Source organism: Methanobrevibacter sp. DSM 116169, from assembly GCF_046197865.1.
Taxonomy (GTDB): Archaea; Methanobacteriota; Methanobacteria; order Methanobacteriales; family Methanobacteriaceae; genus JAHKLT01.
The window spans coordinates 253,115-278,769 of the sequence record NZ_CP166990.1; the positions used below are offsets into that span (position 1 = coordinate 253,115).

Genomic DNA, 25,655 nt, shown 5'->3' on the forward strand with positions numbered 1-25,655 from the left:
AAAAAAGAGAATGGTTATTAAACCATTAAAATTAGGAATTTATTGCATCTTTAACTTTATCAAAGAATCCTTTTTCATATTTGTGAATTTCTTCACCACTTATTTCAGCAAATTCTTCTAAAAGTTCTTTTTGTTCAGAGCTTAATTTTTGAGGAATAACTACAACAAGTTCAACATATAAGTTTCCTCTCATTTTGTTTCTAGTATTAGGCATTCCTTGATTTCTAAGTTTGACAACTGTACCACTTTGAGTTCCAGGTGTAACATCAATTTCTAATGTTTTACCATCTACTGTTGGAATATCAATCTTATCTCCAAGACTTGCTTGAACAAAGCTAATTTGTTTTTCAAAGTATAAATGAGATCCTTCTCTTTCAAATGTGTCATTTCTTTTAACATGGATAGACACTATTAAATCTCCATTTAAACCAGGACCTTCTCCACTATTACCTTCACCAGAAACTCGCATGCGGTCTCCATCATCAATTCCTGCAGGTATACTAATGGATAATACTTTTGTTTGTCTGACTTTTCCTTTTCCATTACATTCTGTACATGGATCAGTTATTATTTTACCTGTTCCTCCACACTCCCTACATGGGCGAACATTCATCATTTGTCCTAAAATAGTATTACTTACTTGTTTTACTTGTCCCGTACCTTGACATGTTTGACAAGTTTCAGGATTACTTCCAGGTCTTGATTTTGACCCGTCACAAACTGGACATAATTTATCTACATTTATTTTTATTTCTTTTTCAATACCAGAGTATGCTTCTTCTAAAGTTACAGTAACTTCAGTATAAATATCAGAACCTCTTTGAGGGCCTTGATTACCTGATCTACTAAAGCCTCCTCCAAAACCAAACATATCGAATATATTTCCCATATCAAAGCCTTGGAAAATATCATCAAAGTTTACATTTTGATACATGTCTTCAGCAGAAAAGCCATCCATTCCAGCATGTCCGAATTGATCGTACTTTTGCCTTTTATCATTATCTGATAAAACAGCATATGCTTCACTAATTTCTTTAAATTTGTCTGAAGCCTCTTCATCATCACTAACATCAGGGTGGTATTTAATAGCTAAATCACGGTAAGCTTTTTTAATTTCTTTCTCATCAGCACCTTTGTCCACTCCAAGGACATCATAGTAATCACGTTTTTCTGCCATTTATTCACCTTATTCAATTTTAAAAAAATAAATTAATATTTTTAATTTATAATTAGTTATATGTTTTGATTCTGATAGCTTATTAATTAACTAATTTTCATTAAAAATATATAATAATTTTTTTATCTATTCATCTTTTACTTTGTAGTCTGCGTCAATTGTATCGTCATCATTATTTTGGCTGTCAGCATCTTGACCTTGTGCTTGCTCTTGAGCTTGCTGTGCTTGTGCTGCTTCTTGATAGATTTTTGCACCTACTTCTTGAACAACTTTTGTTAGTTCTTCTGTTTTATCTTTAATAGCTGCAATGTCATCTCCACTAATGATTTCTCTTAATTCTTTAACTAAGTTTTCAATATTGCTTTTTTCATCATCAGATATTTTATCTTTTAAATCTTCTAAGGTTTTCTCAGAAGTGTAAATCATAGAATCTGCATTATTTCTAACTTCAATTTCTTCTTGTTTTTTCTTATCTTCTTCAGCATGCATTTCTGCTTCTTTTACTTTTTGATCAATTTCATCATCAGATAGCTTATTAGGAGCAGTAATAGTAATATTTTGTTCTTTTCCTGTTCCTTGATCTTTAGCAGATACATTTAAAATACCATTTGCATCAATATCAAAGGTAACTTCAATTTGAGGCATTCCTCTTGGTGCAGGTGGTATTCCTACTAATTGGAATCTTCCCAAAGTAGCATTATCTGCTGCCATTGGACGTTCACCTTGTAATACGTGAATATCTACAGATGGCTGATTATCAGCTGCTGTTGAGAAAACTTGGCTTTTTTTAGCAGGAATAGTAGTATTTCTTTCAATAAGTTTTGTTGATACTCCACCTAATGTTTCAATACCTAAAGATAATGGGGTTACATCAAGTAAAACTAAATCTTTAATTTCTCCAGCTAAAACTCCACCTTGGATTGCTGCTCCAGTAGCTACACATTCCATAGGGTCAATACCACGTTCTACAGGTTTACCAATATATTTTTCTACAAATTCTTGTACAATAGGCATTCTAGTTGGCCCACCAACAAGAATAATTTTACCTATTCCATTTTTATCCATTTTAGCATCATCTAATGCTTGTTTAATTGGGTTTCCACATTTTTTAACTATAGGATCAACTAATTCTTCTAATTTTGCTCTAGTTAAACTAAGAATTAAGTTTTTAGGAGATCCATCTGCACCCATAGTAATAAATGGTAAGTTAATTTCAGTAGTTAAAGTAGTGGAAAGTTCAATTTTTGCCTTTTCTGCAGCTTCTCTAAGTCTTTGAACAGCCTGATCATCATCCATAAGGTTGATACCATTTTCTTTTTGGAATTCATCAGCTAAGTATTTTAAGATAAGATTATCCATATCTGTTCCACCAAGTTTAGTATCACCACTTGTGGATTTTACTTCAAATACTCCTCCACCAAATTCCATTATGGTTACATCAAGAGTTCCTCCACCTAAATCGAATACAAGAATATTGACATCTTCATCACTTTGTTTATCAATACCATAAGCTAGACTAGCTGCAGTTGGTTCATTAACAAGTCTTACCACATCCAATCCAGCAATTGTTCCTGCATCTTTAGTAGCAGTTCTTTGATTATCATCAAAATATGCTGGTACAGTAATAACAGCCTTTTCTACAGGTTCTCCTAAGAATGATTCTGCATCTTTTTTAATTTTTTGTAAAATAAAAGCAGAAATTTCTTGTGGACTGTATTCTTTTCCTTGAACTTTTACTTTTGTATCAGTACCCATACTTCTTTTAATAGCACTAATAGTATTTTCTGGATTAGTTACAGCTTGTCTTTTAGCTGGTTCACCAACTAATCTTTGACCATCATCAGTAAAAGCTACATAACTTGGAAATGCTTTACCATATTGACTTGCACCTTCTGCACTAGGAATAACAGTAGGTTTTCCTCCAATAAGTACTGCAGCTGCAGAATTACTGGTTCCTAAATCAATACCAATTATTTTTTCTTTTTTTGTATTATTATCATCTGCCATAATTTATCACCTTAGTTAATTTTTAATATTTTTTTTTTATAAATTTGATTTTTTAGTTAAACTTATTTTTTACAGACTTTAACTTTAGAATATTTGATGACTTTATCTTTGAGAGTATATCCTTTCATAAGTTCTTCTATAATCTCACCATTTTCATAATCATCATTTTTCTCAGCTAAAAGTGCTTCATGTTTAAATGGATCAAACTTTTCACCAATAGCTAGAATTTTTTTAAGACCTTCCTTCTTTAATTCATTTTGTAATTTTGAATAAATTAATTCGACACCTTCTCTTAACTCTTTTTCATTTTTAGAGTTTTCCAAAGCTCTTTCAAGGTCTTCATAACTATCTAAAAAATCCATAATAATTTTTTCATTTGCATAAGCAATGATTTCTTTATTTCTTTTTTCAGTTTGTTTTTTAAAGTTTTCAAAGTCTGCTTGAAGTCTTTGACTATGAGAAATATATTCTTCTTTTGATTTTTTTTCTTCTTCAAGACTCTTTTTAAGTTCAGCTATTTCTTCATCTTTTGAAGATAGCTCTTCACTAATTTTTTCTTCTTGAGACGAATCATCCTTTTCTAATTCTTCTTCAAGGTTTTTTTCTTTCTTCTCATTAGTCATCTGTTCACCTTGTAAGGTTATTTTATAAAATAGATTAATTTAATATATAAGGCTTAATAAATAGCTATTTTCGGTGAGCCTTCACTTTTTGATTTTAATATTCGGCCAATTGGGGAAATTTATGGACATATAGGAAATTATTTGATAAATAGCTAAATTTAAGCCTTATAATTATTACCAAATATTAAAGTAACAAAAAGTTATCTTTCTCATATTATTATAGTAACAAAAAGTTATATAAAGGTTTCGATTAAAAAATTTTTTATTAGATGATTATATTGGCTTGTTTTAATGTAATAATTTAATTTTAATATTATTTTTAGTTAATATAATTTACATGATTTTAATTATTAATTATATTTTATTATAATTTTCTATTATAATTATTATCTTAAATTATTCATTTAATTTAATTTATTTTATTTTTTAAAAAAATTTTATTATAGTAACAAAAAGTTATATAAACATGAACTTACAAAAGATAATATATGGAAAATATAGATACTAATAAAAAAAATCAAAGTAGCCCTAAAAATGATTTTGGTTTTAATATTGATTCAAATATCTATAAAAATAATAATACTCTAGAAATAAAAGGAGATTTTGACGATTCATTTACAGATATGAATATGGAAGATATTTTAGATGTTATGGGTTGTAAAACAAGAAGAGATATCATTAGTCTTTTAAATGATGAACCTAAATTTGTAAGTGAAATATCTAATGAATTAAACATAGGTCAAAAAGCTATCATAGAACATTTAAGAGCTATGGAAGCTATTGGAATATTACACTCTTCTTATAAAAAAATTGTTAGAGGTAGACCAAGAAAATATTATGATATGCCTCATGATGTTAACATAAATATATCTATTACAAAAAATAGCTTTTCTATTAATATTTCTGAAGGAATAAATAAATTACAATTACCTTCTGGAGATGAATGGTCTAAATTATTAAACATTGAAAAACGAATCGATAATGGTCATTGGGAAGCTATTGAAGAGCTTAAAAATCAAATAAGATTATATGATAATCTTAAAGAAAGAGCAGAATATATTTTAGAGCGAACTTCTAAAAAATAATTTTAATTTAAACTAGCTATTATTGCTTGACCAAGAGATACTGATCCATCTCCTGGACAAGTATTTTTATGTTGAATAACTTTTAAGCCACTATTTTTAATATTTTGAACACATCTAACAGTAATAGCTTCATTATAAAAAACACCACCAGTAAGTCCAATAGTGCCTATTTTTTCTTTATCTGCAGATTTAATAGCTATTTCACTTAATCCATCACTAATTGTATTTTGACTAGCTGCAGCTATTTCTTTAATACGTTCTCCTTTATCTATAAGCTTAATAACATTATATACTAAATCATTAGTATCTAAAATTAAGCGATTATCTTCTTTTTTAATAATAGGCTGAATTTCTATAGTTCCATTTGCATTATGTGCAACTGATTCTAATTTCATAGAACATTCTCCTTCATATGTTCTCTCACCACATATCTTTAAAGCAGTAGAAATAGAATCTAATATTCTACCTGTACTTGTTGTAGTTGAAACATTTAAATTTTTATCTAATTGATTTATAACATTTTTAATTTCGTTTGCACCATGTTTAAAGTAATCTTTATAATTTTCAATCATTAATTTTTCTAAATCATCACTTTCTATATTATTATATAATATAGATTCTAACATTCGTGCTGGATATTTTGTAGATCTATCTCCACCAGGCATCCTTTGACTAGCAAGTGATCCCATTCTTTTAAATGTTTTAATGTCAGTATAAAGTACTTCTCCACCCCAACTTGTACCATCACTTCCATAACCTGTTCCGTCTGCGCAAATAGCTATAAATTTATCAATGTTGTGATCATTTGCAAGTGCAGCAGCATGTGCATGGTGGTGTTGAACTGGTAATGTGTTACAAGAGTATTTATCACTTAACTCATTAGCTAATTTTGTTGTAAAAAACTGAGGATGCATATCATGAGCAATAATATCAAATTCATCAATTTTAGTAATTTTAATCATATGATTAATTGCACTTTTTAAAAATTCCAATGTTTTGTATTTATTTGTATTTCCAATGTGTTGAGATGGATAAATTAAGTTTTCTTTTCTAAGTGCAAAGGTAACATCTAGTTCAGGTCCTAATGCTAGTACTTTAGAGTTATTAAGTGAATATTTTTCACTAATTTTATATGGTTCTGGTGTATAACTTCTTGAACGTCTAATAAATGCCAACTCATCATTTCTAAATCTTATAACAGAATCATCACATCTATTAATTATTCTTCTATTATGAATTAGGAAATAATCAGCTATTTTATCTAGATTTAAAATTTCCTCATTTGTAATCATCATCGGCTCACCAGGCACATTAGCTGATGTCATAACCAATGTATCTAGATTATTATCAAATAATAAATAATGCATTGGTGAGTAGGGTAGCATTACTCCAATATTGTGTAATGTAGGTGCCAGGGAATTTGGAAAATGATAATTTTCACCTTTGCTTAAAACAACTATTGGTCGTTTATTAGAAACTAATGTTTTCTCTTCCTTTTTAGATATTTTAGAAAAACTTTTTACAGTTTCAATATCTTTACTCATAACAGCAAAAGGTTGATTAAATCTTCCTAATTTTTTTCTTAATTTAGTAATTGCCTCACCATTATAAGCATCACAAACAAGATGTGTTCCACCAATTCCTTTAATAGCTATTATTTTTCCATTAGCTAAATACTCTCTTGATTTAGATATAGGATCACTTAAATCTAATTTTTCTTTTTTATTATTGTAAAGTTCCATTTGTGGTCCACATGCGGGACAACAAATTGCTTCACCATGATAACGTCTATTATTAGGATTAGTGTACTCTTTTAAACATTCATCACATAATGGAAAATCAATCATAGAAGTTTTATCTCTGTCATATGGAACAGATTCAATTAATGTAAATCTTGGACCACAATCAGTACATGCATTAAATGGATATCTATATCTTCTGTCATTAGGATTTTGTAATTCTTCTAGACAATTATCACAAATTGACACATCAGATGGAATTGTTGACATTCCTGAATACTTATCCATGCTTTCAAGTATTTTAAAATCATTAAATTCATCAATATCAATATCTTCTATTTTTATAGAATCTATTCTAGCTATTGGAGGAATATTACTTTCAAGCTCTTTTATGAAATCTTCAATTTTGATATTATCTCCTTGTAAGATTATCTCAACAACATTACCTAAATTTCTAACATATCCATTTAAACCTAGTTTATAAGCTAATCTATATACAAATGGCCTAAATCCTACTCCTTGGACAATTCCTTCAGTTAAAATTTTAATAGATTTCATTTTTTAAAAAATATCCATATTTTAAATAATTAAAAATATATATTAATAGTATATTATTATATTAATTATATATTAAAATTTGTGATTTGATGAGAAATTTACTAGAAAAACTTTTAGATGGGAAAATAACACTTGATCAATGTGAAACCCTTTTAAAAGCCCAAAATATCCAAGAATTAGGAGATAATATTAAATTAGATTTAAAAAGAAAAGATAGAACTGGTTTTCCAGAAGCTATTTTTGCTGAGAATAAATCTGATGAAGATATAATTTTAATTATCAACTCACATATTGAAAAAAATGATGATAATCTTATTATTACTCGCCTAGATTCCAATAGGTTTGATTTAATTAAAGATGAAATCTCATCAAAAGATAAAGATTTTAAACTAATTTTTAATAAAAAAGCAAGAATTCTCATTGTAAAACTTAGGCAAGTAGAAAATAAAGACTTTAAAGTCGGCATTATAACAGCAGGCACATCTGATATTCCTGTTGGTGAGGAAGCTAAAGTTATTATAGAAGAGTCAGGTCATAAAACAATTACATCATATGATATTGGAGTAGCTGGTATTCATAGGTTATTTCCTCAAATATCTAAAATGATTGAAGAAGATGTTAAAGTTCTTATTGTATGTGCTGGAATGGAAGGAGCATTACCTTCTGTTGTTGCAGGTCTTGTTGATATTCCAGTTATTGGTGTACCTACATCTGTTGGTTATGGTGTTGGAGAAGGTGGAATTGCAGCTTTATATTCAATGCTTCAATCTTGTGCTCCTGGAATAGCTGTTGTAAATATTGATAATGGTTTTGGTGCAGGTGTTTTTGCACTTTCAATTGTTAATAACTTATAAGGATTTTTCTAAAAAAATGATTTATGAAGATTTTAACCCAAAATATCATGATACTTTTAAAATAGCTAAGTTAAAGTATGATGTAGATTTTAGAACTTATGAGATGTTTTTTAATGATAAAAATAAAGCTATTCTAGCTATTAAATATTCTTTAGAAATTACAGACCCTTCTGATTATTTTAAAATGAAAATTGTATTAGATGATGAATCTAAGGAAATTTTAGCTTTTCTAAGTTATTATAGTAAAAATAAAAATACATTTATTAAAGATACAATTACTTTATTTCAAAACTTGAAATTTATAGATGCATTAAAGCTATTTTTAATTGACCTCCTAGATTATTTTGTACTAGCAGATTTTACAGATAACGATATTTATTTAGCAGAATTAGCAGTTGATTCTTCTAAAAGAGGTCAAGGAATTGGTGCTAAAATTTTAAATCATTGTATTGAAAGTTTTAAAAATAAAGGGTATAAAAAACTAATTTTAGATGTAGATTTTAGAAATGATAAAGCTAAAACACTTTATGAGAAATTAGGTTTTAAAGAATTTAATAAAAAGAGATTAAAATTTTTAAATTTTGAAAGAGGAATGTATAATATGGAATATGAATTAAATGAATAGTTTATTTTCTTCTTTTTTCAAATTCTTCATATACATCATCTAATGGGATGTTTTTTTGAACGAGTATCATTAATGTATGAAAAATCAAATCAACAGATTCATGAACAAGGTTTTCATTATTTTTAGAAGCTATTAATACTTCACCTGTTTCTTCTGCAATCTTTTCAAGTATTTTATCTTCTGCCTTTTTAGAGCTATCTTTCATTAAATTAGATGTATATGAGTCTATTGGATTATCTCTTCTATTTTCTAATACTTCATAAACTTCCCTAATTATGTTTTCATTTACCATAAAATCACTTCTTCTCTTGAGATTGTTTTATACTTTCTGTAATTGCAATTAATGGGTGTTGTGCATCATCAATAATTTTTATATCATCAAATGTTTTAACTCCATAATCATCTGCAGTCTTTTCTAAACCTAATTCAATATCAGAATGGATGTTAATTACATATGCATCAATTTTATCACAGCCTAATTTTCTTGCAGCTATTGCTCTGTGATGACCATCAACTAAAATCCAACGATTTCCAGTTTTTACAACAATTACTGGTTCTGCAAGACCTCTTTTAATTTCATAGATTCTTCCTTCAAGTTCATCTGCATAAACTCTATCTTGTGTTGGCCTTAAATTTTTAGTACTAACTTTCATATGTTGTATTTCAGTTTTAACACCATATAATGCTTCTAAGGTACTTTTAAAATATTCTACTTTATTTGGTGTTGTCCTTTCAATATGAGATCTGACCATATCTGTATTTGTAATGATTCCTATTAAAGATCCATCACTATCAACTACAGGAAGTCTTGAAACACCTCTTCTAAACATTACTCTGGATGCATCATCTATGGACATTTCTTCATTAGCTACTATTAAATCAGTGCTCATTAAATCTTTAACAGAATCTGCCCAATCTTTTAATAAAATATCAAAAGCTGTTACCATTCCAATTAATTTATCTTCATCGTCAACTACTGGATAACTATTGTGATTACTTTCTTTCATTATTTTTATGACAGTTTCAGTTGGTGTTTCTGCTTTAACACTAATAACGTCTTTTGTCATATAATCTTTAACTAATGATTTTTCACTCACAAAATCCCTCATTAATCAATTCTATCTTTAATTAATTTTACAGTTTCTCCAGGATCTGCTTTTCCTCGTGTTAGTTTCATTACTTGTCCAACTAAAAAGTTTAGAGAAGCCTTTTGACCTTCTTTATAATCTTCAATAGCTTTAGGATTATCTTCAATAGCCTTTTCAACTGCAGCTATTATTTCATCATCTTTAACAATTCCAATTAATCCTTGCTCTTCAGCTATTGCTTTTGGTGTTTGTTTATTATTTGGTAAATGTTCAATTATACGTTGACCTGCTTTAGTTGTAATTTCTTTATTTTGAAGCATATTAAATAGTTCAATTAAATCTTCAACAAGAATTTCACTATCTTTATAGCTCATTTTATTATATGTTAAAACTCTTTTTAACTCATCTTTCATCCACATTGCAGCAAATGCAGGATCAATAATTTTAGATACTTCCTCATAAGCCTCAGCAAGATCTAATTCTGATGTTAAAACTTTTGCAGATTCTTCATCAATATTATAAGTTTCCATATATCTTTTGACTTTATTATGTGGTGCTTCTGGCATCACTTCAGCTACACTAGCTATTTGTTCATCAGTAATTCCCATTGGTGGAAGATCAGGATCAGGTATAAATCTATAATCATCAGCATCTTCTTTTAATCTCATAGCTACTGTAATCATTTGAGATTCAAGAAATGCACGTGTTTCTTGTTTGATTTCTACTCCTCTTTTCATTAGGTTTTTTTGACGAACAAGTTCAAATTTTAAAGCTTTATATGCGCCTTTAATTGAGTTGATGTTTTTCATTTCTACTCTATTTCCACCTTCAATAGAAACATTTACATCAGCTCTCATAGTACCTTCACCTCTTGCTCCTCCACTATATTGAAGTACTCTAATAAGTTCTTTTAAAAAAGTCCTAGCTTCTTCTGGTGAGTGCATATCTGGTTCTGTTACAATTTCAACAAGTGGAATTCCTGAACGATTAAAATCAACTATTCCTCTATCTGGTTTAAATTGACCTGGATCTTCTTCCATATGAATTTCTCTAATTCTGATTCCATTTAATTCGCCTTCATATCCTATAGGAACTGAAGTTCTCTGAAATCCAGATGGTAAATCAGGATAATCATAATGTTTTCTCATGAAATAAGTGAAATTTTTATCGATTTTACAGTTAAGCATTAAAGAAATCATTAAAGCATTTTCTATTGCTTTTTCATTTGTTGGATATGGTTTTGCACCTGGTTGATTTAAACAAACTGGGCATATGTTTGTATTTGCAGGAGCTTCTTGATAGTTAGTTTGACATTCACAAAATAATTTAGATTCTGTTTCTAATTGTACGTGTATTTCAAGCCCACATTTCATATTGACGCTAATATTAATTCCTCCACTTGGAAATTTTTATAATAATTTGTATAATTTGAAAATTTTTATTATATACTATATTTCTTAGTATTTTCATATAAATATTTCTTAAATTTTTTTCAATAAAGTACTTAAACTTTTAAAATAAACTAATATATGTAGGTGATTAATATGGAAAAATCAAAATTAGCTATTTTAATAGTCATAATTGTAGTTGTGATTGTTGGAATTGCTGGAGTCCTTTTATTAAATAATGGATCTAGTGATGATAATAATACAAACACAACTAATAAAAATGATTCAAATAAAAACATATCTGATAATTCTACTAGTAAAAACAAGACTGTTGTAACTCATGATGTTTCAGCTGTTCAAGAAGGTCCTTCTGCAGCTAAAGAAGGTTCAACTGTCACTGTAAAATGGACTGTTACTAATAAAGGAAGTTTATCTATTACTAATGTAAAAGGTATAAGTCAATATGGAGATTATAACTTCGGCACTATTGAGCCTGGTCAATCAAAAACTACAAGTTTTGAGCTTTCAACTCAAGGTCCTTATGATGAAAACGAATCTGAAAAACAAGAAAGTCTCTTTATTGGTGGCTTCGGTCTTGAATATGATTTTAATGGAAAACATTTTAAAACAAATTCAAATACCATTGAAATTGCTCTAAATTAATCAAATTTTCTTTGATTTTTTTATATATCTTTTTATGAAATCAGTATATTCATTATTGATTTCACTTTCTTCTTTTCCTAATTTTTCAATATCTGTGAATGTTCCTTTTAAAGATCTACCTGTCCATTTAACTTCTTGTTCTACTCGTTTACCGTATCGACTTGCAAACATCTTAAATAAAGGAAACTTTGTAATTCCATTAGCTCCACTTAAAATTAATATTCCAATATTAGCTAAATTATCTATCCAAGTTCCACAAATGATTTCAATTTTTGGAAAGTTCAATCTTATAGTAGATACAACTTGAGAATAATATAAAGATGCAGGTTGTGATTCATTTTCAAATTCAGTACCTTCGTGGGGATTTAATGAATAAAAAATAATTCTATCAATCTTATTTAATTTTATATAATCAATTAAATAATCTAAATCATCTAATGTTTCACCAAGACCTAAAATTATTGTAATAGCTTTTTTATAACCTAAATCACCAGCTGAAGATAACATTTCACTTATTTTATCAATTGGTTTACTTGGACATATTTCATCGTGGAGTTTAGGATTAGCTACTTCTAATGCACCAGTAATACCAATAATCTCATCACCAAATTGATCAAGTTCATTTGTAATTCCAGTATTTAACCAAACACCTTTGCCTGTTATGTTCTTAATGTTTTGAGCTATATCTTTAATTTCAAGTGTTGTAAAGGATTCATATCCTCCAGATAAAAACTCTATATTCCACCCTAATCGAGCACACATTTCAGCTTCTGCATAAATGTTATTTACTTGCCTTTTAGCTTTACTAGATTCTTTTATACGATCTTTTTGAGTACTCATATAACAAAATTTACAATCTCCTTTATCACACCACCATGATAGAAAAATTGCTCTCTCTAATGTTATTTCATTAGAATGATGTTTAAGTGTTAACTTATTAGCTTTTTCTATTGATTTTAAAATTTCAAAGCTATCAATATTATTCATATTTTTATTATTTTTTTCATAATAGTTAAACTTTATATATGATGTTTAAGAAAAATTAATTTGTTGTGTAATTAATTTGGTTTTTGTAGGATTATACAAAAGGTTTATATATAATAATTATCAACTTATTATTACTGTTTAAATTCTATCGAATTTTAAACATGGGTATGTTTCATGGTTAAATGCATGGGTTATCATATGCCATCGTAGCTCAGTAGGTAGAGCGTTCGGCTGTTAACCGATTGGTCACAGGTTCGAGCCCTGTCGATGGCGCTTTGGGCCCATAGCTTAGCCAGGTAGAGCGCCCGGCTCATAACCGGGAGGCCATGGGTTCGACTCCCATTGGGCCCATGTTATATTTTATTGTTTTGTTTGCTCCGGTGGTGTAGTCCGGCCAATCATTTCGGCCTTTCGAGCCGAAGACTCGGGTTCGAATCCCGGCCGGAGCATTTAAAAATTAAGATTTCTCGTTACGGTTTCTTGACTCCTATTATTTTTAGCGGGGGTGCCCGAGAGGCCAAAGGGGACAGGCTTAGGACCTGTTGACGCAGGTCTACCAGGGTTCGAATCCCTGCTCCCGCATTAATCTTTAATTTTTGAAATATATTTTGTATTCAAAAGCCGGGGTGGGGTAGGCGGTTATCCTACGGGACTGTGGATCCTGCGACTCGGGTTCGAATCTCGGCCCCGGCCCCATGATTAATTCTATTTTTATGAATTTTTTAAAAAACTTAATGATATTATGGTTAAAAAAGGATCTACTGAAGAACGAGACTTAGTTCATAAGCTATGGGATAGAAATTTTGCAGCTATGAGAGCTCCAGCTTCAGGAGGAGCTACTAAAAGACCACTTCCAGATATTATTGCAGGTAATGGAAAAATTTATCTAGCTATTGAAGTTAAAACCACTACTAAAGATAAAATTTATATAGATTCTGTTCAAATTGATGCACTATGTGAATTTTCTAATACATTTGGTGCAACTGCATATATTGGAATTAAATTTAAATATACAAAATGGCTTTTTTTAAAACCTGAAGATGTAGAACGTACTAAAAGTAATAATCTTAAAATAGAAAAAGATGTAGCTTTAGAAAAAGCTTTAGAAATCGATGAGATTATTGGAATAGATAAACAAGTTAAGTTTTAATTTTTCATGAAAAGGTTTAAATATCATTGTAAACAAACATATTTTTATATGCCAAGATAGCTTAGCGGCGAAGCGGTGGACTGCAGATCCATTACACGGGAGTTCAAATCTCTCTCTTGGCTCTTAGTTAACATATTATTTTTTGTTAGCTTTTTGGGGTTATAGTGTAACCTGGCATCATCTGGGACTCCAGTTGTCTTTGAAGAAATACGCGTAGTCTGAACAGTATCCGTTGTGATGATCAATTGGAGTACTGAGACAAGAGAAATCCCAGGATCGGGGTTCAAATCCCTGTGACCCCATTTTATGCTTATTTTTAAGGAATTTACTAATTTTAAACATTTTAATAATTAATTAAAGCATTTTAATAGTCATTTTTAATTATTTGATACAATTTTCACAATCTCAAAAAGAAGATATAAAACCATATATTTGCAATTTTTTTTATTAAACAATTGAATATCTTCAAATTAAATAATATAAGAATTAATAAGATGTTTTTGGAAGATATGAAATAAAGTAATATAAACTTCATTTTTTTTTAAATCTGTATTTTTTTTATAATAAATTGTTCTAAATAATTACCAAAATTTTTTAAAAAGGAATAAATTAATCTATTTTCAATAATTTTTTAATAAATGAAAATTTTTATCCTAGAATGCTTATTCTAGGAACAAATAATATTTGGTTAAATTTTCAAATATTTCATTAATGTTATTAATTCTGTAAAATATGTATGAAAATTTCAATAAATTTAAACAATTATGGGAAGAACAAGCTTTTATATTGTGTTGAAAAATTTTACAATTTAAGATAGGTTTAAATGACTTTCATTATAAAAATACTGTTGATGAACATAGTTAGATAGATTATGATAACAGAATTATTATCTTAATTATGAATGGTTCAATTAAATATTTATTAAATACTTATTAGTGGATGGATGAATATGACTGACACAATAAAATATTTTATGTGGGGATACCAGAAACATTTTCAAATTTCTTTACAAGTATATGCTGAAGAACTCTTTGACGAAATTGATGTTAAATTAAAACCAAAAGTATTTTTATTTGGGATACTTAATGAAGAAAGAACTGATAGACATCCTATTTGCATAGAGCCTGAGGATTATGGTTATTCTGTGAAAGCATTTGAAGAAATGGAGAATCTTGCACAACAACTTGAAAAAGTTGACAAAAACAGAAACATTTTTCATACGATTCCAAGTGTTCATGAAAACCATATGAATAGAATATCTTCTAATGCTAAAATTGAAGCAATAAAAAAAATATTGTATAAAGAAGATGTGAGGGGAGGTACTGAAAAATTTGTTTCATATCCAACTTATGTTGATGGATTTTTTGTTTATATTGTTCTTGAAATCGATAAAAAAGCATTAGATAATCACTATTCTCTAACAAAAAATAAAACCGATGAAGGGTATAAAATCAGTCGTTCTTTTATTGAAAGTGCTATAGATGCTTTTTTGAAAGAAACTCCAAATTATCTTAAAGAACCAAATCGAGGACTAAACATTATTGAAAGATCTATGTATGAACTTTTAAGAGAATCTGGCAAGCAATTTATGTACTCAATTTCACAAGCAGGTGAAAATTTTAATGGGTTACATGGTTTTTATGATGCATGTAATGCCATTTCATCATTAAAATATGAAGGTGCTGAAGGATTAGGAAAAATGATAGTTGCGAAAAAAAATCATTCTAATGTTCGTTTGACATTGGAACTTAAAGAACCTATTAAAATTTCTGATTTTAGAAAAGTAAGAAAATTTTTGGAATTATCGGATGATAAATATCTGATTGTTTTGGATTCAGAATTAATATATGGTTTAGGTGAATATATAGGTAAATACAACCCAAAAGAAGAATCTCTTTTCATGATTAATTTCATAAGTCATTATAAATGGGAAGTGCTTCATGATAACAATTCAATGATGGTTGTTGAATACGAGCAACCAAATATTCCAAAGGATAGAATGGATAGAGATAATTTTTATGCTGATCTAAAAAGAATTTTCAATGATATTGATAAAAGGCAATTAGACGATCTTTGGGACATTACAAATGAGGCAACAAAGCAATCTCATGGAACTATGCTTGTTATTTCGGATAATGTGGAAATAGAAACAAAAAGGTTATGTAAACAAAGTTTTTCTTTGGAACCATTTAAATTGACTCCAAATATTGTATTACAAATTACTTCTATAGATGGGGCAGTTTTTTTAGATAAAAATTCTTTTTGTCATGCTGTTGGTGTTATTCTTGATGGTTTGGCAACTGACAAAGGAGATTCATCAAGAGGTGCAAGATATAATTCAGCTATCCGTTACTATGAACAAGTTGGTAAAAATCATCCCACAGTTTTAATAATTATCTCTGAAGATGGTATGATAAATCTTATTCCTAACTTAAAACCACAGATAAATCATTCGGAGATTATTGAAGCGATAAAATCTTTGGAAGAAATGAGCAAATCTGAAGAAGTTAAAATTAAATATTTTAATCATTTAATGTCATTTTTCACTGCAGGGGAATTTTATCTGACAAAAGAAGAATGTGAAAAAATAAATGAGTTACGTAAGATAATTGAAGATAATAAAAAAGATATATCAATTCATAAAGTGTATAGAGATTTAAAACCAAATGATGAAATGAATGAAAGTTTTTATCTTGATTGAAAGATTTAAAATTTGATCAATGAAACTAGAGTTAATGGATTCACAAAAATTGTATAAATCAAATTAATAACTATATGAAAAATCATATTTGATTTAATAATTATGTGTAATCTACTTTATAATCCAATATAATTTATTAATTGAATATTTCACTAAATATATGACCAGAAGGGTCTTTATCAGATAATTCTAATCTGATGAAGTCTTTAATGTCAAAATTATCTTCCCAATAATTATCAGGTATTGTATCTGAATTAAGTGTACATATATATTGTGTGTCATTATTAATACATTTTGATCTAATATATTGCAATGCTAGAGCTACTTGAGTTGAATCAACACCATCATATAGCTCACTATCATGAATTAAAAAATCAATATTTCTTTTTTCAGAATTTAGTTCTAATAACATTGCATCATAGCAAAATATTTTCATTTTACTATAACCTCTACTTTTATCTTTAGGAAATTCTATTTTAAAATCATATCCCTTTTCGGGAGTGTTTATGATTAATTTTCCCTGTTCTTTGTATAATGCCATAGTATTTGAATTGAAAATGTTAACAGCTTTTTCCCATACAGGACGCCTTAATTCATATTCTCTTTTCATTTTCTCAGATAAAATAACACTATCTTCTTTAAGTTTATCTTTATTTTCATCAATTAGATTATATTTGTTGATATTGAAATTTAATTTGTCTATTTCTAATTTATAATCATAAAGTTCTTTTTGTATATATTTAACTTCATCAAAAGCTTTATGTGTGTTTAATATCTGCATTATATCAGAACGTTTTAAATCTATGCTTTCCAATTTATTAGCATTATTTTTAATTTCTTTCTCTAATTCTAAAATTTCAACATTAAGAAATTCTTTTCTATTAGAAATCAATTTTTCATGGAATTTTTTGGCTTCTTTAAATGTTTTTTTTATATTATTTGAAAATACAATCCCTACTTCTTCAAACAAATTTTCAATATCCTCTTCTTCAGGACCTTTTTCTTGCTTTATTGCAGATTTATAATTAGATAGTTTTTTCTTAAGAGTTAAGCTTTTGTTGGAAACATTTCTAATTTCCCTAGACAAACTATCGGCTTGATCTTCTAAATGTTCATATTCTTCATGAATTTGATATTTGGATAATAATTTATCTTTTTGCTCTAATTCAGCTTCCAAATTAAGTTTTTCAGCTTCCATTTGCCCTTTACTAGGATATTCAGATTTAATTTTTTTTAATTCTTTATCTAATTCTGAATTTTTTATTTTAATATTATTAATTTTTGTTGCACAGCATGAATTTAAGCCTAATAAAAAAGAATTATAAACTTGTACCTTCCATTCTTTATAGTATTTATCAGTTAAAAAAGGATCTAAATAGGCATCTGGATTTTTACGAATAAAATAAGAAATTAAATTTCTATATGTGGGAGTGTATGAGATGTGATTTATATCATCAAGTTTAAACAAATATAACCCTAATAATTTTTGCCACTCTTTTATTGTATAATATGTTGCACCTGTTTTATCTGTCTTAGGAGTTATAGGAAATTTTTCAGTTGTTCCATTAATAAAAATTTTATTTGATTCATTTATGGCCCTACTTATTGTTATTTTTTGATCAAAAAGATCTAAATCCATTTTAAATATCCAGTCTTCTATTAATTTAATATTTTTTAAATAGCTTTTTTTATTAGGTTCGGTCCCTAAACAAAAATCTAACACTTCTATCAAAGTTGTTTTTCCAACACCATTACGATTATCTTTTTTCCCAGAATTATCTTCTTTAATTCCAACAATTATATTAAGATCCTTCTTAAATTCAACTTCTTTAAACTTATCTTCGTCATTTTCAGCATAAATTTTGTAAATCATTGTTTGACCTTAATAATATTATTTTCATTGTCTAAATCTATAATTCCAATTATAAACAACATATCTAAAGTTAATAGAAATCTTTCAAAATTATAAACATTTTCATTCTTTTTAACTTTTTCCCATAATGTAGATAAAGGGATACTAGAAGATATATTTCTAATAATAAGATTTCCCACTCCTATTAGGGTTTCATCAGAATTTAAGTATTTTGTAGGCAAAATCATTTCTCAAACAACTCACAAATCATAAATAGATAACATAAAAGTCCAAGACTAGCTGCTTGTTGTCTATCATTTAAATTTTCTTTGACAGAGTCATAAAGTTTTAAAAATAACATATCTCCCTCAAGTTCTTCTTTGTAATTATCATATGTAATTAAAAAACCAGATTTCAATTTAGTAGAAAAAAATTCATCATCTTGCTCTTGTTCTTTAAGAAAATTTTTTATTTGAATAGATTGACTTATTCCTTGTGAAATTAAAGTTTTTGATATAGCAGAAAGATTATTTTTCTGAATTTTAACATCAGGTTTACGTAAATTCTCAAAATCCACTTCTCCATTAAATCCGATTTTAGAATTATAATCTTTACCAAATCTAATAATATTATTTGAAGCAATTTCTAAATCATAAAAATCAAAATCTGCTATTGAATTCTCCCTAATGAGTTCCATTTTTTTGATATGATTTTTTTTGATTTCTAATAATTTTTCAGGAGTATAAAATTCAGAATCTGAATCAATAATTTTATGGCAATTACGACATAACAATATTAAATTATTTTCTTTGGATTTTTCTTTTTTAGATAAATTAGAATCTCCTCGAGGGCCATTAATACTATCAGCATAGATATGCGCCATTTCTCCAATTTGTCCTTCAACATCCCCTTTTTGAAAAGTCAATTTTTGAGTGCAATTTTCCATCATGCATTGATCAGATGCCTGTGTATAAAGAATTTTAATAGTAGGAATACTTATATTTGGTCTTTTGCTATTACTCGCTTCATCACTCATATTAACACTGTTGAAATATTGATATTCTTAATATATATAATATTCTAAAAATTTGTTGTGATATTTTTAATAATTTTTTGACCAATTATTTATTAATTTATTTATTTAATATAAATTTCAAAAAATAATAAGTGTCATAAACTTTAGTAAATTTTATATTTATTATTATTCAATATATTATTAGAGATTGTGTATTGTTGTAAGTTCTAAAAAAGGTAAAAATAAATTTATTTGGGAATTAACACTACGTATGTTCTTCATTTTGTTTGGGTTATAGTGTAACCTGGCATCATCTGGGACTCCAGTTGTCTTTGAAGAAATACGCGTAGTCTGAACAGTATCCGTTGTGATGATCAATTGGAGTACTGAAACATGAGAAATCTCAGGATGGGGTTTCAAATCTCTATGACTTCATTTTTATATAATTTTTAATTAATTAAAATTTTTATCCTAGAAGATTCTTTTAAGAACATTTGCAATTTATTTTAAAAATAGTTTTAATTAGAAAAATATATAATATATTCATTTTACATATTTTCAGTATTCTATTTTACACATTTTCACTATTTTATTTTACATATTTTCAGTATTCTATTTTACACATTTTCACTATTTTATTTTACATATTTTCAGTATTCTATTTTACACATTTTCACTATTTTATTTTACATATTTTCAGTATTCTATTTTACACATTTTCACTATTTTATTTTACATATTTTCAGTATTCTATTTTACACATTTAAGATTTTGACTTAGATGTCGCAAAAAATAGTGTTTTTAGTAAGCCTTATTGTTTATTATTTTAAGATATTTACTAATTTAATCTAGTAATAATCGAAATAAGAAATAATTATGTGAATTTTCATTGAAAAAACAAAATAAAACGATTAAAATAAATAAATGAAATTATTATATTAATTTTAAAATTTATTTTTGCACAAAATTTCCACAGGAATCATAATCATTTGTTAATTCATTTGTTAAAGTACAACCTTCACTCCAGCGACCTAATCTATAGTAATCATCAACATTACCATAAAATATACAATCTTTACAAAAACCCATAATAAATCACTAATAGCTATTTATATTTTTTAAATTATTTATATTTTTATTAATAATTAACACTAAGAATGTTATTCTCCTTTTCGTACTTGATTTTGAAGTTCTAAAACATTAAATGGTTTATCTGTTTTTATACTTCCTATAAAATTACTAATGTCTATATTAGGATCTCCTTCCATTATGACATTTATTTTAGCTTTGTTTTTCATTGGTTCTTTTTCTATACATTCTTTTAAATAGTCATTAATTATTTTCGTTTGTGTAGTTCGTTTATTAATAGCTATTTGTTTAATTGCTTCCATTATTTCAGGTTCTAAGCTTATTGTGCTTTTATTTTTCTTTTGCATTTTTATCACCTTTTATCAGATGATTAAGAATATTTATATTATATTGTTTACTAGTTTAATATATTATTACTTTGTGAACTTTTTTAAGTTCTAATAATAAATAATTATTTTTGAGTGTTATTATGGTAAAAATTAACGATATTATTTGTATTGAAGGGTTAGGAAATGATTCTAATAGCTATGTAATTAATAATGAAATTTTAGTTGATACTGGTACTGGTTCAAATCAGGATTTTTTACATGAGAAACTAAAAGAAAATAAGATCAACCCAGATGACATTAGTTTAATTGTAAATACACATTGTCATTTTGATCATGTTGGAGGTAACTACCTTTTTCCTAAGGCAAAAGTTGCAATTCATGAAGCTGATGCTCAAACATTAAAAGATAATTACAACAAAGATACAGCAATTGAACTTTTTCAAGATAAAATAAAAAGGCACGATGTTGATATTGAACTTAAAAGTGGAGATAAAATAGCTAATTTTGAAGTGATTCACACACCAGGACATACTCCTGGGGGAATTTGTTTATTTGATGGTGAAAATCTCATATCTGGTGATACTATCTTTGCTAATGGTGGTATTGGTAGAATGGATATTGGTGGTAATGTAGAGGATATGAAAAGTTCTTTAAATAAACTAAATGCTCTAAATGTTAAATATTTACTTCCAGGTCATGGTTCCTGGACTGATAATGCTAATAGACATATAGATATTTCAGCTTCTAGTTTAATTTAAAAATTTTAGCCTTCAAAATGTTTTGAAGCCTTTTTAAATGATTCTCTTTTAACAAGAACTGAAATTTTTTGGCCTCTTACAAGTACAGTATCTTGTTGGGGAATACTAACATCTTCTCCATCATATAATGCAATAACAATGTATTCTTTAGTTGGTGATACATCTTTAATTGTCTTACCTACTATTTTATCATTTGTTATAGTCATATCTAATATTTCAGCGTCTCCTTGACCTAAGCTAATTAAATTAGCTACATTTGGTCGTGTTATTAGTTTTTCTAAAAATCCTGCAGCTGTTCTCTCAGGACTTATTACATCATCAATTCCAACTTTTTTAAATGCATCTTCGTGATCAGGATTACTAACTCTAGCTATAATGTTTGGAACTTCGTAGTTTTTAACTAATATACAGGATAATAGGTTCGATTCATCAAAACCAGTTGTTGCAACAAAATAATCAGCATCTTCTATGTTTGCCTCTTCAAGTGTTTTAGTATCAGTACCATTTCCACATATAACAAGAGCATCTAATTCTAAAGAAGCATTGGAACATAAATTTTCATTGTTTTCAATTATAGTTATATCATATCCGTCTTCTATTAATAAATTTGCAAGTGATAAACCTACTCGCCCCGCTCCCATTATAATAACATACATAGCATCGCCTAATAAAAATTAATATATTAATTATGTTATACAATGTTTATAAATTTTTCGAAAATTAGATTTTTATTTAAAAATTTCAAAGAAACTTCTAATTGTTACTAATATTGGAATTATTTCTAACCTTCCAATCCACATATTTAATACTAATAACATTTTAAGTAGTGGATCTAATCCTGCATTTACAATTCCAGTTGTAAGACCTACATTACCTTGTGCAGATACTACTTCAAATAAACTTTTAAATGGGTCAAATCCATAACCTGTAAATATTGTCCAACTTATAAAAATAAATGAAAGATATAAACATATATACATTGTTGCTTCTTGAACAGCTTTTGGAGGTATAGTGTGTCCAGACACTTTCATAGGAATAACTCTACCTTCTGGTGAGATGATACTTTTAATATTATTCCATACACTTTTTAATACTATAATTATTCTATTTAATTTAATAGCTCCTACTGTTGATCCACTAGATCCTCCAATTAACATTAAAACTATAGTTATTATTAGTACAAATGGTGGCCATTTATCTAAAATTGGTGCAGGTGTAATTGATGCTCCAGTTGATGTTAAAGCTGATATTACATCAAATAAAATCTCCATTGGAACAATATTTGTAAAAACATAGATTATTATAGTTGTAATAGCTATAATTAAAAGCATTGTTTTAAACTGTATATCTTTTATAAATGATTTTCCTCGTGTTTTAATTATATTGTAATGAACTACAAAACTAGTAGCTCCTAAAATCATTAATATCATTGTAATAATATTAATATAATCACTATTATAATGAGCTATACTTAGATTTTTTATTGCCATTCCTCCTGTTGATATGCTTGTTAGTGAATTACAAACAGAATCAAAAACAGGCATTCCAGCAATAATATATAAGATAATTCCAGCTACTGTGTATATTAAATAAATTTTAATTGTTTTATGTAATGTATTAGCTACACTTGGCTTTATCCTATCTTCTCTAGCTTCAGATTGGTATAATTTTTTAACAGCTGTTCCTGCTTTAAAAGATATTCCTAAAACTACAACAACTACTCCTAAACCTCCTAGCCATTGTTCTAAAGACCTTAAAAATAATAATGAATGAGGTAAGGTTTCTACATTGTCAAATAGTGTAAGTCCTGTACAGGTCCATCCTGACATACTTTCAAAGAAGGCATCTACTAATGAAATATCTATAGATAAATAAATAGCTATTGTACTCATTAAACCTGCCCATATCCATACAAGTGATGATATAATCATTGCATGTTTTAAACGAATACGTTTATGTCCTTTTAGCTTAACAGTTATTAATTTACCTAAAACTATTGAAATAACTAAAGGTAGTAGATAATAAACATGATATGGTTCACTATAGATTATTGATACAATAAAAGGTAGGATAAAAATTAAACCAATAACTTGCATTATCATACCAAGATAATGTAAAATAGTAAAAAGATCAGTTCTATTGAAATATTTCATCATATAGTATATTATTATTAAAAAATACTATAAATACTTAAAAGAATTTTCAAAAATTAATTTATAAAAAAAATAAAAAAAGAGTTATAGCTATAAATTAAATTATAGCTAGGTATTTGTTTAAAATTAAGCTACAACTTCGCCAAAAGCGAATTTTCTACGTGTTGTGTTGATTTTGATAGTTACTTCTTGACCAACTTCAACTTCAGGAACAAATACAACGAAACCTTCTACTCTAGCGATTCCGTCTCCAGATCTTCCTTTGTCTTCAATTTTAACATCATATTCTTTTCCTACTTCTACAGGGCAGGAAAAATTTTCTTGATTCATATTATCTTCAAACATTATTTCATATCCTAATTATAATCGAAAATTTAATATGTATTAAATTTATTATGATTATAGCTTAATGCACAAAAATACCATAAAATTTAATCTAAGGAATTAAAAAAAAATTATAATAAAATAAGTATTTAATAACAAGAATGTTTTTAAAAAATTGTAAAATTATAAAGTATCTTTTAATTAAAAGAGTAATATATGTCTATAAATTATGCATTACTTATACTTATTTTTCTACTTATATAAAGGTAACTAATTCATTATAAAAATTATTTATGTAATAAATGACAACTATAATATTATTAATTATAAATGATATCATGAAGTATAAATCAATTATTTTCTTAGCTATTGGCCTTGCAATTATGGCAATTATGTTATGGTTTATTGGAATAGATCAAGTTATATCTTCTCTAAGACTAGCTAATATGTGGTTTATACTTTTAGCTATTCTTGTTCAAATTTTTACTTATTATTTATATGCTCTGCGGTGGAAAATCATAAATAAAATTGATAATATTAATTTAGGTATAAAAGGATTATTACCTATGGTTTTAGTAGGTCTAGCAGTTAATAATATCACTCCAAGTGGTAGAGGCGGCGGTGAACCTGTAAAAGCATATATTTTATCTAAAAAGGTTAATAAACCAATGGAGAAAACTTTAGCTGGTGTTGTATCTGATAAATTACTTGATACATTTCCTTTTGTTGTATTAGCTATTATTACAATTATTGCAGTTACTTTATATTTTCCTCTTCCTTCATGGATGATTGCAGCTATGATTGTAGCTGTTCTTTTAGTAATGTTAGTTTTATTTATATTAATGTATATGTCATTTAATGATAAATTTGGTAATAGTATAAAAGAATGGATTATTCGACTAGTTAGAAGATTTTATAAAAAATGTACTTCTAAAACTGAAGATAAAGTATGTGAGGTTATTGAAGGATTTCAAGATACTATGAAATTAATGTTTTCTCATAAAAACATTTTATTTCAAGCTCTTCCTTTGTCATTTATCATATGGATAATAGAAATCTTAAGAGTTTATATAGTATTTCTTGCTTTTGGAGTATCAGTTTCTCCATTTCTTATTGGTGAGATATTTATTGTAGCATCTCTTATTGGTATGATTCCTCTTCTTCCAGGAGGTCTTGGTGCAATAGATGGAGTTATGATTTTATTTTATTCTTCTGCAGGAATTTCACCTGGAATTAGTGCAGCTGCAACAGTAATTGAAAGACTTATTTCTTTTTGGATGGCTACAGTATTAGGATTTATTATTTTACCTTATTATGGTTCTTCTGCCTTGAAAAAAGTAAGTTCTATTGCTGATGATGATGAAGATTCAGTAGATGATATTGAAGATGAATTTTCATATATTTCTAAAAAAGATAAATAATCTTATTTTTAAAAATATTTAATAAAATTAAATAGAAAAGTTTATTTTTAGTTAATGTTAAATTTTAAA

General features: G+C 27.3%; 23 protein-coding genes and 7 tRNA genes. 15 read left to right on the top strand and 15 right to left on the bottom strand.

Features of this window, described 5'->3' with window-relative positions:
- Positions 1-31: 31 nt before the first annotated feature.
- The 3 genes from dnaJ to ACA134_RS01195 all read right to left on the bottom strand — a co-directional run bounded on the left by dnaJ (position 32) and on the right by ACA134_RS01195 (position 3,807).
- Positions 32-1,177 carry a molecular chaperone DnaJ gene (gene dnaJ, locus ACA134_RS01185; protein WP_409200366.1) on the bottom strand — a complete coding sequence of 382 codons (1,146 nt, stop codon included), beginning with the start codon at positions 1,175-1,177 and terminating at the stop codon, positions 32-34.
- Positions 1,178-1,303: 126 nt separating this feature from the next.
- Positions 1,304-3,184 carry a molecular chaperone DnaK gene (gene dnaK / locus ACA134_RS01190; protein ID WP_409200367.1) on the bottom strand — a complete coding sequence of 627 codons (1,881 nt, stop codon included), beginning with the start codon at positions 3,182-3,184 and terminating at the stop codon, positions 1,304-1,306.
- Positions 3,185-3,246: 62 nt separating this feature from the next.
- A complete protein-coding gene (locus ACA134_RS01195; protein WP_409200368.1) occupies positions 3,247-3,807 on the bottom strand; it encodes a nucleotide exchange factor GrpE in 561 nt (186 codons plus the stop codon).
- A gap of 488 nt (positions 3,808-4,295) precedes the next feature.
- Between ACA134_RS01195 and ACA134_RS01200 the strand changes: the two genes are divergently transcribed.
- Positions 4,296-4,892 carry an ArsR/SmtB family transcription factor gene (locus tag ACA134_RS01200; protein ID WP_409200369.1) on the top strand — a complete coding sequence of 199 codons (597 nt, stop codon included), beginning with the start codon at positions 4,296-4,298 and terminating at the stop codon, positions 4,890-4,892.
- 2 nt (positions 4,893-4,894) lie between these two features.
- Here ACA134_RS01200 and hypF read toward each other — a convergent pair whose 3' ends face one another.
- Entirely contained in the window at positions 4,895-7,189 is a 2,295-nt protein-coding gene (gene hypF, locus ACA134_RS01205; protein WP_409200370.1) for a carbamoyltransferase HypF, read from the bottom strand.
- Positions 7,190-7,278: 89 nt separating this feature from the next.
- Here hypF and larB point away from each other — a divergent pair, with 89 nt between their 5' ends.
- Both larB and ACA134_RS01215 read left to right on the top strand, forming a co-directional pair.
- A complete protein-coding gene (gene larB / locus ACA134_RS01210) occupies positions 7,279-8,043 on the top strand; it encodes a nickel pincer cofactor biosynthesis protein LarB (RefSeq protein WP_409200371.1) in 765 nt (254 codons plus the stop codon).
- Positions 8,044-8,059: 16 nt separating this feature from the next.
- Positions 8,060-8,668, top strand: a complete 609-nt coding sequence (locus tag ACA134_RS01215) for a GNAT family N-acetyltransferase (protein ID WP_409200372.1) — start codon at positions 8,060-8,062, stop codon at positions 8,666-8,668.
- 1 nt (position 8,669) lies between these two features.
- Here ACA134_RS01215 and hisE read toward each other — a convergent pair whose 3' ends face one another.
- From hisE to gatB, 3 genes are read right to left on the bottom strand one after another with little or no spacing between them, the layout of a single operon-like run.
- On the bottom strand, positions 8,670-8,960 hold the full coding sequence (hisE, locus tag ACA134_RS01220) for a phosphoribosyl-ATP diphosphatase (protein ID WP_409200373.1): 291 nt from the start codon (positions 8,958-8,960) through the stop codon (positions 8,670-8,672).
- 4 nt (positions 8,961-8,964) lie between these two features.
- The gene (locus ACA134_RS01225) at positions 8,965-9,777 is read right to left on the bottom strand and encodes a CBS domain-containing ParB/RepB/Spo0J family partition protein (RefSeq protein WP_409200374.1); all 813 of its coding nucleotides are present in this window, start codon (positions 9,775-9,777) and stop codon (positions 8,965-8,967) included.
- A complete protein-coding gene (gene gatB, locus ACA134_RS01230; RefSeq protein WP_409200375.1) occupies positions 9,777-11,129 on the bottom strand; it encodes an Asp-tRNA(Asn)/Glu-tRNA(Gln) amidotransferase subunit GatB in 1,353 nt (450 codons plus the stop codon). The genes ACA134_RS01225 and gatB overlap by 1 nt, the downstream gene beginning before the upstream one ends.
- A 171-nt stretch (positions 11,130-11,300) precedes the next feature.
- Here gatB and ACA134_RS01235 point away from each other — a divergent pair, with 171 nt between their 5' ends.
- Positions 11,301-11,807 (top strand): hypothetical protein, encoded by a 507-nt coding sequence (locus ACA134_RS01235; RefSeq protein ID WP_409200376.1) that lies wholly within the window; start codon positions 11,301-11,303, stop codon positions 11,805-11,807.
- Here ACA134_RS01235 and ACA134_RS01240 read toward each other — a convergent pair whose 3' ends face one another.
- Positions 11,808-12,794, bottom strand: a complete 987-nt coding sequence (locus tag ACA134_RS01240; protein ID WP_409200377.1) for a radical SAM protein — start codon at positions 12,792-12,794, stop codon at positions 11,808-11,810.
- Positions 12,795-12,994: 200 nt separating this feature from the next.
- Here ACA134_RS01240 and ACA134_RS01245 point away from each other — a divergent pair.
- The 9 genes from ACA134_RS01245 (at position 12,995) to ACA134_RS01285 (ending at position 16,645) form a co-directional block, all read left to right on the top strand.
- Positions 12,995-13,067 (top strand) — tRNA-Asn (locus ACA134_RS01245).
- A gap of 4 nt (positions 13,068-13,071) precedes the next feature.
- Positions 13,072-13,145 (top strand) — tRNA-Ile (locus ACA134_RS01250).
- Positions 13,146-13,168: 23 nt separating this feature from the next.
- Positions 13,169-13,243 (top strand) — tRNA-Glu (locus ACA134_RS01255).
- 50 nt (positions 13,244-13,293) lie between these two features.
- Positions 13,294-13,376: transfer RNA gene (locus tag ACA134_RS01260), tRNA-Leu, on the top strand.
- Positions 13,377-13,414: 38 nt separating this feature from the next.
- Positions 13,415-13,490 (top strand) — tRNA-His (locus tag ACA134_RS01265).
- A 46-nt stretch (positions 13,491-13,536) separates the two neighbouring features.
- Positions 13,537-13,944, top strand: a complete 408-nt coding sequence (gene hjc / locus ACA134_RS01270) for a Holliday junction resolvase Hjc (RefSeq protein WP_409200378.1) — start codon at positions 13,537-13,539, stop codon at positions 13,942-13,944.
- A 50-nt stretch (positions 13,945-13,994) separates the two neighbouring features.
- Positions 13,995-14,066 (top strand) — tRNA-Cys (locus tag ACA134_RS01275).
- A gap of 33 nt (positions 14,067-14,099) precedes the next feature.
- Positions 14,100-14,246, top strand: a tRNA-Trp gene (locus tag ACA134_RS01280).
- Positions 14,247-14,917: 671 nt separating this feature from the next.
- The gene (locus tag ACA134_RS01285; RefSeq protein ID WP_409201048.1) at positions 14,918-16,645 is read left to right on the top strand and encodes a DNA integrity scanning protein DisA nucleotide-binding domain protein; all 1,728 of its coding nucleotides are present in this window, start codon (positions 14,918-14,920) and stop codon (positions 16,643-16,645) included.
- 136 nt (positions 16,646-16,781) lie between these two features.
- Here the strand turns inward: ACA134_RS01285 and ACA134_RS01290 are convergent, their stop codons facing one another.
- From ACA134_RS01290 to ACA134_RS01305, 4 genes are all read right to left on the bottom strand, one after another.
- Positions 16,782-18,518, bottom strand: a complete 1,737-nt coding sequence (locus tag ACA134_RS01290) for a DUF2326 domain-containing protein (protein WP_409200379.1) — start codon at positions 18,516-18,518, stop codon at positions 16,782-16,784.
- Positions 18,515-18,745 (bottom strand): ABC-three component system middle component 6, encoded by a 231-nt coding sequence (locus ACA134_RS01295; protein ID WP_409200380.1) that lies wholly within the window; start codon positions 18,743-18,745, stop codon positions 18,515-18,517. Before ACA134_RS01295 ends, ACA134_RS01290 begins: the two co-directional genes overlap by 4 nt.
- Positions 18,742-19,533: a hypothetical protein gene (locus ACA134_RS01300; protein WP_409200381.1), complete on the bottom strand. Its 792-nt coding sequence runs from the start codon at positions 19,531-19,533 to the stop codon at positions 18,742-18,744. Before ACA134_RS01300 ends, ACA134_RS01295 begins: the two co-directional genes overlap by 4 nt.
- 1,139 nt (positions 19,534-20,672) lie before the next feature.
- Positions 20,673-20,948, bottom strand: a complete 276-nt coding sequence (locus tag ACA134_RS01305; RefSeq protein WP_409200382.1) for a DUF6364 family protein — start codon at positions 20,946-20,948, stop codon at positions 20,673-20,675.
- Positions 20,949-21,070: 122 nt separating this feature from the next.
- Here ACA134_RS01305 and ACA134_RS01310 point away from each other — a divergent pair, with 122 nt between their 5' ends.
- Positions 21,071-21,688, top strand: a complete 618-nt coding sequence (locus ACA134_RS01310; RefSeq protein ID WP_409200383.1) for an MBL fold metallo-hydrolase — start codon at positions 21,071-21,073, stop codon at positions 21,686-21,688.
- 5 nt (positions 21,689-21,693) lie between these two features.
- Here the strand turns inward: ACA134_RS01310 and ACA134_RS01315 are convergent, their stop codons facing one another.
- The 3 genes from ACA134_RS01315 to ACA134_RS01325 form a co-directional block, all read right to left on the bottom strand.
- On the bottom strand, positions 21,694-22,344 hold the full coding sequence (locus ACA134_RS01315; RefSeq protein ID WP_409200384.1) for a potassium channel family protein: 651 nt from the start codon (positions 22,342-22,344) through the stop codon (positions 21,694-21,696).
- A gap of 72 nt (positions 22,345-22,416) precedes the next feature.
- On the bottom strand, positions 22,417-23,784 hold the full coding sequence (locus ACA134_RS01320) for a TrkH family potassium uptake protein (RefSeq protein ID WP_409200385.1): 1,368 nt from the start codon (positions 23,782-23,784) through the stop codon (positions 22,417-22,419).
- 183 nt (positions 23,785-23,967) lie between these two features.
- The gene (locus tag ACA134_RS01325; RefSeq protein WP_409200386.1) at positions 23,968-24,186 is read right to left on the bottom strand and encodes a TRAM domain-containing protein; all 219 of its coding nucleotides are present in this window, start codon (positions 24,184-24,186) and stop codon (positions 23,968-23,970) included.
- 317 nt (positions 24,187-24,503) lie between these two features.
- On the opposite strand from ACA134_RS01325, the gene ACA134_RS01330 reads away from it, so the two are divergent.
- Positions 24,504-25,586, top strand: coding sequence for a UPF0104 family protein (locus ACA134_RS01330; protein WP_409200387.1), 1,083 nt, complete (start codon positions 24,504-24,506; stop codon positions 25,584-25,586).
- Positions 25,587-25,655: the final 69 nt, after the last annotated feature.